This is a genomic window from Blautia faecicola (assembly GCF_004123145.1).
GTDB classification, from domain to species: domain Bacteria; phylum Bacillota; class Clostridia; order Lachnospirales; family Lachnospiraceae; genus Oliverpabstia; species Oliverpabstia faecicola.
Map to the genome: position 1 here is coordinate 199,977 of NZ_SDKC01000001.1, position 13,552 is coordinate 213,528.

Below are 13,552 nucleotides of genomic sequence, written 5' to 3' on the forward strand. Positions count from 1 at the left end.
AAGAGGAGAAAAGAATGAAGAAAAGTTGCGGAAAAAAATTATGGAGAGCCTGCGCCGGCATTTTGCTGGCACTGGCTGTCTGGATCACGGCGGCACCGTATGCGGTCGCAGCAGAGACAACCGGAGATGCTAAAAGTCAGGCACAGGAGATCCGTCAGATCCAGGATAACATTGTTTCCTGGAAAGCAGGAACGGAAGGAGAAAAACAGCTGCTTGTCGGAGATCTGCTGGATGGAGCGGGCAGCCCGGGAAGTGACTGGTATGCATTTACCATCGCCCGTATGGGAGAAGAGAAAGAGAATCAGGCGGCTTATCTGAGCCGGCTGCAGGATGCAGTGGAAAACGTATATGCTGATCTGGAAGACAGCAAAACCAGATATCGTTTATCTGACATTCACAGAATGGCACTTACCGTCATGGCCTGTGGTGGTGATCCGGAAAACTTCGGAACCGATCCGGACGGCAATCCCATCAATCTGATCCGGGATACCGTATGGAACAGTCTCTGGGGTGATCCGGGAGATCAGGGGATCAACGGTTATATCTGGGCACTTCTGACCATCGATGCAAAAAATTATCAGGAACCGGAAGGGGCAGAATGGACCAGGGATAAGATTATCAGTGAATTGCTCTCAAGACAGCTGGCAGACGGAGGATTTGGTCTTGTGAAGACAGACCCTTCCGATGTCGATCTGACTTCGATGACACTGACAGCGCTGGCTCCTTATCAGGGACAGGATAAAACGTATACCGTTGTGAATATCGTAACCAATAAAGAAGAAACTGTTACTGTAGATGAAGTGGCAGAACAGGCTTTTGCCTGCCTCAGCAAGCTGCAGAGCGATGACGGAAGCATGCTGACTTATGGAGCACGTACTTCGGAAAGTACAAGCTGGGCCATGCTTGCTCTGGCCTCCTGGGGAAAAGATATCTACACAGACAAAGATTTTATCCAGGATGGCAACAACCTGCTGGATGGACAGAAAGCATTCGCACTTTCGGATGGCAGTATGATCCACGGACTGGACGGAGACGAGGAAGAAACCACCGGAAACAATATGGCAGGTTATCAGGCTCTGTATGGTCTGGAAGCGGTATACCGTTACAAGGAAGACCAGAACCGTCTGTTTGACCTGACGGATGCAGAGACGGTTTCAGAAGATGAGATCAACGCAGCAGGAGAAAAACTTCCGGAACTGAAAGAAGAGGATCAGTCAGATGCAAGATCGGGAGAAGAAGTAAAAGATGCGGTAAATAACAGAACCCTGTATCTGACGGCCGCCATTGCCGCAGCCGTGGTACTTGTGGTTGTGATCTTCCTGACAGCTCTTTTAAAAGACGGAAAGAGAAAGAGAAAAGCGGCGGATGCGATGGATGACGATGATACAGACGATGATGAGTGGTAAGGACGAAGGCAGAGAATGAAAAAAAATATTCTTATGATCGGGTTCCTTCTGTTAATGGCAGTGCTTTTTCTGAAAGGAACCAAAATTCAGTCGGTAGATGAGTATTATCTGACCCATATGGAAGATATTCAGGAGGATTCTGAGACGGTGACGATCAGTATCCGCTGTGATACTCTGCGGGAGTCGGAAAACTGGAAAAACCTGAAAAAACAGCTGCAGGACGAAAAATATGTTCCGGAAGATGGCGTGATCCTGAAAGAGACGACCTGTGTGCTTCGGAAAGGGGATACCGTTTTCGATATTCTCAAACGGGCATGCAGATACCATCAGATTCAGATGGAGTACAACGGACCGGATACCAATGTATACAGTACCGTTATGATTAAGGGAATTAACTATCTGTATGAGTTTTCCTGTGGCGATCTTTCAGGATGGATGTATAAAGTGAACGGAAAGTTTCCCGGCAAAGGCTGCAGCAGTTATAAGCTGAAAGATAAAGATAAGATTGAATGGGTCTATACCTGTGATCTTGGAAAAGATGTGGGGGACGATTATCAGGAAAAAGCCCAAAAACAGATGAAACAAAGAAAAGAATATGATAAAAATAAAGATCATACGGTGGAGAAGGAGGGAGAAGCGGAATGACGGGATTTGGAAGTTTTCATCCGGCAGTATTATTTATCTATTATGTGCTTGCACTGGTATTTTCAATGATCAGTATGCATCCGCTTCTTGCACTGGCATCTCTGTGTGGATCTTTTCTGTTCTATGCTTTTTTAAACGGGGGGAGGAAAACACTCTCCCAGTTTTTTTTCTGCGTCGGTATGTTTGTGATCATGGCGGGGATCAATGCGATGTATGTACATAACGGAGAGACGATTCTGTTTTTCATGAACGACAATCCGATCACATTGGAAGCACTGATCTACGGAGTGGTAAGTTCTGTGATGCTGGTCAGTGTGCTGATGTGGTGCAGCTGTTACAGCGTGATCCTGACGACAGACAAGTTTCTGTATCTGTTTGGCAAGACGGTACCGAAACTGGGGCTGATCCTTTCGATGGCTTTTCGAATGATTCCGCTGTTTCAGCTTCAGTCAAAGAAAATCCGGCAGTCACAGAAATCAATGGGACTGTATGCGACGGATGCCGTGGTTGACAAGGCGGGCGGAAGTTTCCGGGTCTTTGATTCCCTGCTGACCTGGTCGATGGAAAATGCTGTGGATACCGCGGATGCCATGAAGGCGAGAGGATATGGGTTGAAGGGACGAACGAATTTTTCGCTCTTTCGTTTTCGAAGAAGAGACGGGATTATGCTGGGCGTGATGGCTTTCTTTACTGCAGTGATTGTCGGCTGTTTTGCCCTTGGAGGATTTTCATTTTATTATTATCCGTATGTAGCAAAGATGCAGACCACACCGGTGGCGATTGTCGGATATGCAGCGGTATTTTTATTTTTACTACTGCCGGGTGCAGTGGAGGGAGAGAGGAAAATGTCATGGCATTACTGGAAGTCAAAAATCTGAGTTTTACATATCCACGGCAGCCGAAGGATACAACAGAGCCAAAACCGGCGCTTTCCGGTGTATCGCTGGATATCCGGAGGGGAGAGTTTATGGTGCTGTGCGGGGCATCAGGCTGTGGAAAAAGTACGCTGCTGCGGCTTTTGAAACGGGAGCTTGCACCGGAAGGAGAAAAAAGCGGAGAGATCATCTTCTGCGGAAAGGAACAGAGCACACTCTCAGAGAGGGAAGCTGCCTGTGAGATCGGATATGTATTACAGAATCCGGAGAACCAGATCGTGACGGACAAGGTCTGGCATGAACTGGCTTTCGGTCTGGAAAATATGGGAGTACCGACACCGGTGATCCGCAGAAGAGTGGCAGAGATGGCATGCTTTTTCGGCATCGATGACTGGTTTCGGAAAAAGACGACAGAGTTGTCCGGTGGTCAGAAACAATTGCTGAATCTTGCATCGATTCTTTCCATGCAGCCAAAACTGCTGATCCTGGATGAGCCGACCAGCCAGCTGGATCCGATTGCAGCTTCGGACTTTATCCATACGCTGTCAAAGATCAACAAAGAACTGGGACTGACGATTCTTTTAACGGAGCATCGGTTGGAAGAAGTATTTCCACTGGCAGATCGGGTAGCCGTGATGGATCAGGGAAAACTCCTTTTTGTGGAGTCGCCGAGACAGGCGGGACATGAACTGAAAAAATTCGATCCCAACCATCGGATGCTTCTGGGACTGCCAAGTGCGGTAAGAATCTACCAGGGACTGGATGCGGAGGATGTGACCTGTCCGCTGACGGTCCGGGATGGCAGAAATTTTATCGAGGAAAATTATAACAATACCATTACCAGACTGGAGAGGGAGCCGGAGAAAAAAGAAGAAAAAGACCGACCGATCGCCATGCGGATGAAAGACATCTGTTTTCGGTATGAAAAAGAGGAGCCGGATGTGCTGGACCATGTGGCGCTGACGCTGTATGAGGGGGAAGTGGTAAGCCTCCTCGGTGGAAACGGTGCGGGAAAAACCACGCTGTTAAGTGTGATCTCCGGCACGAACCGTCCGTATTACGGAAAAATCGAAGTGTTTGGAAAACGACTGCAGAAGTACAGGGGAAAAGAACTGTATATCCGAAAACTTGCATCACTGCCGCAGAACCCGCAGACGGTATTTCTGAAGATGACCGTGCGGGAAGATTATGAGGAACTTGCGAAAGTTCTGGGATGTAAAAAATCAGAGCTGAAAGATAAGATTCAGGCGGTGGCACAGCAGCTTGAGATCACGCATCTTCTGGAGCGTCATCCGTATGATCTGAGCGGAGGAGAGCAGCAGAGAGCGGCGATCGGCAAGGTGCTTCTTCTGGAACCGAGACTGTTGCTCCTAGATGAGCCTACGAAGGGGATTGATGCCTGGTCGAAGCGGCAGCTGGGAAATCTGCTGAAAGATCTGCGCGGACAGGGGATCACGGTTCTGATGGTTACGCATGATGTGGAATTTGCAGCGGAAGTTTCTGACCGGTGCGGGCTGTTTTTCGATCATGAGATCACATCGGTGGATACCCCGGAAGAATTTTTCTGTAACAACAATTACTATACGACTGCGGCAAACCGGATCTCGCGGCAGCAGTATGAAAATGCTATTACCTGTGAGGAGGTGATCGAACTGTGCAGACAGAACGGAAGGAAATCTATTCGATAAGACGGGAATTTGGCTGGCTGTTTCTGGTGGCTGGTGTGGCGGGAATCGTTTTCATGGGTGTACTTTTATTCCGGCAGAGGCGGTATAATCTGATCTCGGCTGTGATCACGTTGTTCGCTTGTCTGCCGTTCTATTTTGCCTACGAGAAACGGGAGGGCAGTATCCGCCGGATGGTGATGCTGGCGGTGATGACGACGATGACGGTAACCGGACGGTGTGTGTTTGCGCCGGTTCCTTATTTTAAACCGACGATTTCAATCGTGATCCTGTCCGGGCTTTATATGGGACCGGAAGCCGGTTTTCTGGTAGGATCGCTGTCCGCGGTAATCTCCAATATTTTCTTCGGACAGGGACCCTGGACACCGTTTCAGATGCTGACCTGGGGAATTATCGCCATGATTCCGGGGCTTCCGATTTTCCGGAAAACACTCCGGCACCGGATTCCGCTGGTTTTATATGGAATCTTCGCAGGGATGGCATATTCCTGGCTGATGGATATCTGGACGGCGATCAGCTGGTACGGATCCTTTACCTGGGAGGGTTACCGGGCAGCGCTGATCTCTGCGATTCCGGTTGTTGTGGTATACTGTATCTCGAATGTTATATTTCTGATGATTCTGTTAAAGCCGATCGGAGAAAAACTGGAACGGATTCAGATCAAACATGGGATTTTCTGATAAAAGAATGGGGGAGAACATAATGATTTATGTCAGTCATCTGCTACGGGATGAAGAGATGAAAGAACTGGTGGAAGAATTGCAGGTGGGGGTGGAAAGCATTGAGTTTTCCATCTCCGAGAATTTGGATCATCTCTCTGAATATATCAAAACGTACAGAAAGCGTTTACAATTTATCGGAACCAGGGAGCTTACGCTTCACGGTCCGTTTCTGGATCTGAACCCGGTTGCATATGATTCCCGGGTGCGGCGGGTGACGATGGAGCGGTTTATCCAGTGCTACGAGGCGGCACAGGAACTGGGTGCAAAGAAGATCGTCTACCATACTTGTTACCATCCGGGCATCTATTTTCTGATCGGCTGGGCGGAACGTATGGAGGAATTTTTTCATGAATTTCTTGCGGATCGAAAAGATATTTCCATCGTTCTGGAAAATGTCTTCGACCGGGAATGGGAACCGATCCTGGAGGTCAAACAGAGGCTCCCGGAACCAAACTTTTCCCTGTGCCTGGACATCGGTCACGCCCACTGCATGTCTCCACATCCGGTAGAAGAATGGGCGCAGAAACTGGCAGGAGAGATCACCCATCTCCACGTTCACGACAACCACGGAGAACGGGACGAACACCTTGGCCTGGGAAAAGGAACCATCCCGGTGCGGGAGGTGCTGAAGAACTTTCAGGGGAGAGAGGACTGCACATATACGATCGAATGTAATACAAAAGAAGATGTACGGATGTCCTGCAGGATGCTGCGGGAGATTCTGTGAATAAGTGTAAAGGCTTTGCTGACAGACGAAAAAGGGAGAAATCCCCGGTGGTCAGCAAAGCTTTTTTGTTTGTGCGGGGGAGGGGTAAGAAGAAAATATCAATGGACAATACCGGAGGGATATGCTAGGATAAAACCAAGCATAGTATTTCATTTCAGAGAATTTCAAATCAAATCTAAAAAATCAAAATTCCAAATCAGGAAATATCTCCATGCTTAATTAAAAATTGAAAAATAGCAGAGAGATGAAGCATGTCTGTATGTAGAAGGATTCGTTCTGAGAATCTGGTTATATTCTTTTGGTCCTATATAAGAAAAGAAAGTTGCAGCTGTGAAAGGGTGGAACAGTTGCAGAACAATATACACAAGTAAGCATATACATGAGAAAATCTCCTGCGTAAAAAGGAGGTTTTGTGTGGGAAACACAGATGTGGTAACAAAAAATTATATGAGGCAGAATACGGTGTTTGCGGACGCCTGTAATTATCTGATCTATGGCGGAAGAAATATCGTAGATCCGGAAAAACTGACAGAGCTGGATCCAACGGAACTTGGCGTCCTGTTTGAAACGGACAGTTCTGTGCGCGATATGGATAAACCGGAAACGATCCAGAAATACCGGGATGTTCTGAAATCAGCAGTGATTATGCAGGATGACCGGGCAGCGTATCTGATCATTGGTATCGAAAATCAGACGGATATCCATTACGCCATGCCGGTGAGAAACATGATCTATGATGCGTTGCAGTATGGAAAACAGGTCGACGAGACATCAAGGAAGAACCAGAAAGAGAAGATGAAAAAACCACGCAACCGTGGAGAGTATCTGTCCGGCTTCTACAAAGAAGATAAACTGATTCCGGTGATCACGTTTGTGATCCACGTTGGAGCAGATGAATGGGACGGACCAATGTCCATCAAAGAAATGATGGATCCGCAGGATGAGACGTTGCTGGAATATATTCAGGATTACCGGATTCATCTGATCGATCCGGCACGGCTGACGGAGGAAGAACTTGGGAAGTTCAGGAGCAGTTTACGGGAAATATTGAGCTGTGTGAAATATTCGAAAGACAAAGAAAAACTGAAAGAGTATTTACATGGTAGTTCACGAATCCCGGATCTGGATATTTCTGCAAATTTGGTTTTGAAAAGTATTATAGGACTGCCAGCGAATATGGAAACAGGAAAGGAGGAATTTAATATGTGTAAAGCAATAGATGACTGGATAGAAGAGGAAAGAAATGAGGGAAAAAGTGCAAACTAAATGTCAGTATATCATGATATCATATTTTCAACAGAATAAAAGAAAACACGCTGATGTGAATAGAGTCCTGTAAAATGTGGAAAAATCCAGTTCGAACTTTGGTAAATGTGGACAATGTGTGTGCAGGACAGGTTGTAGAGAAGACCGGAACATGATAAGATAGGAAACACAGAAGAGATATTATAATCATGTGGCAACAAACAGAGAAAAGAGGAATTATCATTATGAAATACAATTCTGTCCTGGACTTACACACTCATACAATCGTCAGCGGACACGCGTACTCCACGTTAAGAGAGATGGCAAAAGCAGCCTCCGATAAAGGGCTGGAGCTGTTGGGAATCACGGAACATGCACCGAAGATGCCGGGAACCTGTCATCTGTTTTATTTTGACAATCTGCGGATCGTACCGAGAGAACTGTATGGCATCGAACTGGTACTGGGGTCTGAGGTCAATATTCTGGATGCGAAAGGAACCGTAGATCTTCCGCAGAAGACTATGGAAAAGCTGGATATCATCATCGCCAGCCTGCATACCCCGTGCATGGAGCCGGGAAGCCGTCAGGAGAACACGGAGGCCTATCTGAATGTGATGAAGAACCCGTGTGTCAACATCATCGGCCACCCGGATGACGGAAGATATGAGGTGGACTATGAAGCGCTGGTACAGGGAGCAAAAGAATACGGAAAGATCCTGGAACTAAATAACCATTCCATGGATCCCGGCTGCAGCCGTATCCATGCGGTGGAGAACGATACGATCATGTTAAACTACTGCAAAAAATATCAGGTACCGGTCGTGATGGACAGCGATGCCCACTTTGATACACTGATCGGGGAATTCGATATGGCAAGAGAACTGCTGACAAAACTGGACTTTCCGGAAGAACTGGTGCTGAACCGCTCAGCAGAAGAAGTGAAAAAATATCTGAAGAAGTAAAATTTACAGACTTTACAAATACAAACGTATATGCTACGATAAACTATAGTCATAAACAAAAACACCGTGACGAAGAGAGTACATGCACGACTGTCATTACAGAGAATTCCCGGAGGCTGAGAGGGAAGTGACAAGGTGAATGGAAGATGGCTTCTGAGAGGCGCACCGAGCCGGAAGGTTAGGCTGCGACAGGATCCGCCTGTTATAGCGGCAGAGTATAGCAGTACAGCAGTACTTGGCGAGGTTTCTTTCGTGAGAAAGAGACGAAGAGAAGTGGTAACACGGTATCATATCCGTCTTCTTACAAACAGTAAGAAGGCGGTTTTTTTACGCGAGCAACGAGCCAAAGTCCGTGCTTGCACGAGACCTTGGCGACTGCCGCGGTAACCTGAGAAACTCGCGGAGCGTGTTTCTCATAGTATGCGTGAGCAAGGAGGAACCAAACATGGCAAAAGAAAAATTTTATATGACAACGGCGATCGCCTACACATCCGGTAAACCGCATATCGGAAATACCTATGAGATCGTACTGGCAGACAGTATCGCCCGCTTCAAAAGACAGCAGGGATACGATGTATTCTTCCAGACCGGTACTGACGAGCATGGTCAGAAGATCGAGCTGAAAGCCGAAGAAGCAGGCATCACACCGAAGGAATATGTAGATAACGTATCTACAGAGATCAAAAGAATCTGGGATCTGATGAACACTTCTTATGACAAGTTCATCCGTACCACAGATGATTATCATGAAAAACAGGTACAGAAGATTTTCAAAAAGCTGTACGATCAGGGAGATATCTACAAAGGACATTACGAAGGAATGTACTGTACCCCGTGCGAATCCTTCTTCACAGAGTCTCAGCTGGTAGACGGAAAATGTCCGGACTGCGGACGTCCGTGTACACCGGCAAAAGAAGAAGCATATTTCTTTAAAATGAGTAAATACGCTCCGCGCCTGATCAAATATATTAACGAACATCCGAAGTTCATCCAGCCGGTATCCAGAAAGAACGAGATGATGAACAATTTCCTGCTTCCTGGACTGCAGGATCTGTGTGTATCCCGTACTTCCTTCAGCTGGGGTATACCGGTAGACTTTGATCCGAAACATGTAACTTATGTATGGCTGGATGCGCTGACCAACTACATCACCGGTATCGGCTATGACTGCGACGGCAACAGCTCCGAATTGTTCAACAAAAACTGGCCGGCAGACCTGCATCTGATCGGTAAAGATATCATCCGTTTCCATACGATTTACTGGCCGATCTTCCTGATGGCTCTGGATCTGCCTCTGCCAAAACAGGTATTTGGTCATCCGTGGCTGTTACAGGGCGATGGCAAGATGAGTAAATCCAAAGGAAATGTGATCTATGCCGATGATCTGGTAGATTTCTTCGGTGTAGATGCTGTCCGTTATTTCGTTTTGCATGAGATGCCGTTTGAAAACGATGGTGTGATCACCTGGGAGCTGATGGTAGAGAGACTGAACTCTGATCTGGCCAACACCCTGGGTAACCTGGTAAACCGTACCATCTCCATGTCCAACAAATATTTTAACGGTGTGGTAACAAAAACAGGTGTGGAAGAAGACGTAGACGCTGATCTGAAAGCAGTCGTAACAGGAACCAAGGCAAAAGTAGCTGCCAAGATGGAAGACCTGCGTGTGGCGGATTCTATCACAGAGATCTTCAACCTGTTCAAACGCTGCAACAAATACATTGACGAGACCATGCCATGGGCACTGGCAAAAGACGAAGCGAAAAAAGACCGTCTGGCAGAAGTTCTGTACAACCTTGTAGAAAGTATCACCATCGGTGCTTCTCTGCTGGAATCCTTCATGCCGGAAACCACAGAAAAGATCCTGGCTCAGTTAAACGGAGAAAAGAGATCTTACGAAGAACTGGATCAGTTCGGTCTGTATCCGTCAGGAAATAAAGTAACAGACAAACCGGAGATCCTGTTCCAGCGTCTGGATCTGAAAGAAATTCTGGAAAAAGTGGAAGCTATGAAAGCTGCACAGGCAAAAACGGAAGTACCGGAAGAGCCGGTAATTGATATCGATGCAAAAGAAGAGATTACCTTCGATGATTTCGGAAAAATGCAGTTCCAGGTTGGTGAGATCATCGCCTGCGAAGAAGTGAAAAAATCCAGAAAACTGCTGTGCTCTCAGGTGAAGATCGGCAGCCAGGTAAAACAGATCGTATCCGGTATCAAAGGACACTATACCGCAGAAGAGATGGTAGGAAAGAAAGTCATGGTCCTGGTGAACCTGAAACCTGCAAAACTGGCAGGCGTACTTTCCGAAGGTATGCTGTTATGTGCAGAAGATGCTGACGGCAACCTCTCTCTGATGGTTCCGGAAAAGAAGATGCCTGCAGGCGCAGAGATCTGCTAGAAAGTGTGAAACGACATGATATTTGAAAGTCATGCACATTATGATGATGAGGCTTTTGACGAAGACCGGAGCGAACTGCTGGATGCCCTGCCTGCGCAGGGCATCGGCAGAGTGATCAATGTATGCGCGGAAGTAGAAGGCTGGGACCGTACCGTGGATCTGATGGAACGCTATCCGTACATTTACGGTGCGGTAGGCGTGCATCCGGATGATGTGGGCGCACTGGATGAAGAGAAGATCCGGCGGATGCATCAGATCTGCCAGATGGAAAAGACGGTGGCAGTAGGAGAGATCGGTCTGGACTATTACTGGGATAAAGAAAATCACGAAAAACAGATCTACTGGTTTGAACGGCAGCTGGAGGTAGCACGGGAGGAGAAACTTCCGTTTATCATCCACAGTCGTGATGCGGCCAAAGACACGCTGGATACCATGAAACGACTTCACGCCGGGGATATCGGCGGTGTGGTACACTGCTTTTCTTACGGAAAAGAGATGGCAAGGGAATACCTGGATATGGGGCTTTCCCTCGGCATCGGCGGTGTACTGACATTTAAGAATGCAAGGAAACTGGTGGAAGTCGTAGAATACGCTCCGCTGGAATCTCTGCTCTTAGAGACAGACAGCCCGTACCTAGCACCGATTCCAAACCGCGGAAAGCGGAACTCTTCGCTGAATATTCCATATGTAGTGGAAAAAATTGCAGAGATTAAGGGAGTATCCAGGGAAGAGGTCGAAGAAGTCACCTGGAAGAACAGTTTCCGGGTCTTTTCAAAAGTAAACTAACGGTGCATCTTTATCTTTCTCAAAGAAAAATGCTGATAATTATAATTCTTGAAGTGCCTGTGGAACTTGCGGAGCTTCTCGGCGAAAATGCGCCGGGCCTCCCGGAAGGACTTGCAATATACTTAGCTTCTGATGGCAGGGAAGGAGATACTTATGCAGTATATTCCGGAAACTTAAAAGTGGAAGATGAAAGGGCACAGTTTGATTTAAAATTGAAAGATGAGACGGTGATCCATGTAGACTATGATGGTGAATATCGATATTCTTTTGAATAAAAGAAGAGATTGCAATTATCAAATAGTTTTGTTAGAATAGCCGTAGACATTACTGGGAAAAGCTAGGCGGTTAGTCCTCTTACAGAGGGACTGAACCCTCTGATTACATAGAAATCCTGAAAAGGAAATCTGGGAAAGGAGGGCAAACTATATGACTGATTATGAAATGCTTTCTATCATCTTGATGATATTGAGCATTGTTGTATCAATTTTAATTGTGTACATAAATCAATCAAAAAAGTAACCGCCCCTCGCCAAGGTTTGCGGTTACTCTTTTAAGACCAATAATTTGGGATTAGCTGTCTACCAGTAATGTCCTTTTTATATTTATATGATAGCAGATGAATATAAAATTGTCAAATGAGGAGTTACAATATCTTCCGGCAGATTACCAGTAATGGAAGAAATACAAATATAATAAAAGGGGTCTTAGTGGCCTTTCCCTAACAAGATGTGTTTTGTCGGACAAAATGCGTATTTTGCCAAAATCCTGGGGGATTTTGAGAAGTTACTGGCAGTTTCCCGTTATGGCTTTAAGGTTATAATTGTATGGAAAGTAGCGGAATCATGTTCATAGTACATTTGCAAATTTCCGTGATATTGTTTCACAACTTTTTGAATGCTTTTCATTCCGAACCCATGTCTGCCTGTTTCGGGTTTATGTGATACAGGAAGTCCATCCTGATCATACACAGGGGTGTATCTGCAGGAATTTATGACTATGATAACGATAAAAGAGGAATGTTCCTTCCTTTGTACAGTAAGTTCAATAAAAGAATCAGGGATATTATCTGATGATTCAACTGCATTATCCAATAAGTTACAGAACAATGATGTCAAATCGTGTGGATAAATAGATTGAACAGCACCGCTTCTGATATCCGTATGAAAAATGATATGTTTATCGCTACATTGTCGTTGATAACGGCAGAGAATTGCATTCAGCATTTCATGATCGCAGATTTTTACAGTTTCTTTTAAGTCGGAAGATTCCATGAGCTGTTGTATATAGGCATTTATTTTATCAGAGTCATTTTTTTCGTTCAGCAATTTGATAGATTGAAGGTGTTTTTTTATATCGTGAATCAGAATGCTCTGATGCTCATTTTGTGAAAGCATCATTTCATAGTATTCAACGGAATCAGATTCTTTTTGGAGCAGTAACTGCATATCTGTATATTCCTGTGACTTTTTCTGATTATAGTGGTTAATTCCGAATGCAAGCAGATTGACCATCAGCAGAAAAATGGCACAGATTGTTACCATAAAATCGGCAGGCGGGACGAAGAAAGAAGTTTTCCCAATGGCGAGGAAGGTAAACATAGTAAAAACAGAGGAAACAGGAATCAACATCAAAAGAAGTTCAGACTGCACATACTGTCCCTGATTCGTTTTTTTCCCTTGGAGTAGATGAACTAATAAATAAATGATTGCAAAAAAGAAAATCTTGCTGAAAACAGTATAAAAAACAAGTCCGACACTTGCCTCTAAGAGAAAATTCGGAAAGAATCTGGACATGATTCCGAAAGCTGCAAGTTCTGATATTCCCATAATTGATGTAAGTATCACAGAATGAAAGATTGCCAACAGTAATTTGAGTTTAAAAAGTGCAAAAAGAAAAACCGTGTTTACAACAAAAAAGCTAAAGGTATTAAGCCCCATTTCTCCAAGTAGAGACAAAAAAAATAATATTGCATAAAGAGCACTTAATATGGGCAGTCTGATTTTATTGCTGCAAGAAGGAATAAAAAGACTGGTTGCGTATTGCCACAAGGTGACGGCTTCTGTAAAAAAACTAAAAAAAAGTAAAACGATATGTTCCATTT

The 13,552-nt window shown here is 45.5% G+C and carries 12 protein-coding genes; 11 read left to right on the forward strand and 1 reads right to left on the reverse strand.

Features of this window, described 5'->3' with window-relative positions; translation table 11 throughout:
- The first annotated feature begins 14 nt into the window (after positions 1-14).
- From ETP43_RS00720 to ETP43_RS00770, 11 genes are all read left to right on the forward strand, one after another.
- On the forward strand, positions 15-1,406 hold the full coding sequence (locus ETP43_RS00720) for a prenyltransferase/squalene oxidase repeat-containing protein (protein ID WP_129256783.1): 1,392 nt from the start codon (positions 15-17) through the stop codon (positions 1,404-1,406).
- Between the two features lie 15 nt (positions 1,407-1,421).
- Positions 1,422-2,051, forward strand: a complete 630-nt coding sequence (locus ETP43_RS00725; protein WP_129256784.1) for a DUF4430 domain-containing protein — start codon at positions 1,422-1,424, stop codon at positions 2,049-2,051.
- Positions 2,048-2,929: an energy-coupling factor transporter transmembrane component T gene (locus ETP43_RS00730; RefSeq protein WP_129256785.1), complete on the forward strand. Its 882-nt coding sequence runs from the start codon at positions 2,048-2,050 to the stop codon at positions 2,927-2,929. The genes ETP43_RS00725 and ETP43_RS00730 overlap by 4 nt, the downstream gene beginning before the upstream one ends.
- Positions 2,902-4,614 carry an ABC transporter ATP-binding protein gene (locus ETP43_RS00735; protein WP_129256786.1) on the forward strand — a complete coding sequence of 571 codons (1,713 nt, stop codon included), beginning with the start codon at positions 2,902-2,904 and terminating at the stop codon, positions 4,612-4,614. Before ETP43_RS00730 ends, ETP43_RS00735 begins: the two co-directional genes overlap by 28 nt.
- Positions 4,581-5,291 carry an ECF transporter S component gene (locus ETP43_RS00740; protein ID WP_243114144.1) on the forward strand — a complete coding sequence of 237 codons (711 nt, stop codon included), beginning with the start codon at positions 4,581-4,583 and terminating at the stop codon, positions 5,289-5,291. The genes ETP43_RS00735 and ETP43_RS00740 overlap by 34 nt, the downstream gene beginning before the upstream one ends.
- Positions 5,292-5,313: 22 nt before the next feature.
- On the forward strand, positions 5,314-6,060 hold the full coding sequence (locus tag ETP43_RS00745; RefSeq protein ID WP_129256787.1) for a sugar phosphate isomerase/epimerase family protein: 747 nt from the start codon (positions 5,314-5,316) through the stop codon (positions 6,058-6,060).
- A gap of 414 nt (positions 6,061-6,474) precedes the next feature.
- Positions 6,475-7,326, forward strand: coding sequence for an Rpn family recombination-promoting nuclease/putative transposase (locus ETP43_RS00750; protein ID WP_129256788.1), 852 nt, complete (start codon positions 6,475-6,477; stop codon positions 7,324-7,326).
- A gap of 224 nt (positions 7,327-7,550) precedes the next feature.
- Entirely contained in the window at positions 7,551-8,267 is a 717-nt protein-coding gene (locus ETP43_RS00755) for a phosphatase (protein WP_129256789.1), read from the forward strand.
- Between the two features lie 445 nt (positions 8,268-8,712).
- Positions 8,713-10,665 (forward strand): methionine--tRNA ligase, encoded by a 1,953-nt coding sequence (metG, locus tag ETP43_RS00760; RefSeq protein WP_129256790.1) that lies wholly within the window; start codon positions 8,713-8,715, stop codon positions 10,663-10,665.
- A 15-nt stretch (positions 10,666-10,680) separates the two neighbouring features.
- A complete protein-coding gene (locus ETP43_RS00765; RefSeq protein WP_118576211.1) occupies positions 10,681-11,451 on the forward strand; it encodes a TatD family hydrolase in 771 nt (256 codons plus the stop codon).
- A gap of 2 nt (positions 11,452-11,453) precedes the next feature.
- Positions 11,454-11,726, forward strand: coding sequence for a hypothetical protein (locus ETP43_RS00770; RefSeq protein ID WP_164979544.1), 273 nt, complete (start codon positions 11,454-11,456; stop codon positions 11,724-11,726).
- 525 nt (positions 11,727-12,251) lie between these two features.
- Here ETP43_RS00770 and ETP43_RS00775 read toward each other — a convergent pair.
- Positions 12,252-13,550, reverse strand: a complete 1,299-nt coding sequence (locus ETP43_RS00775; protein ID WP_118576207.1) for an ATP-binding protein — start codon at positions 13,548-13,550, stop codon at positions 12,252-12,254.
- Positions 13,551-13,552: the final 2 nt, after the last annotated feature.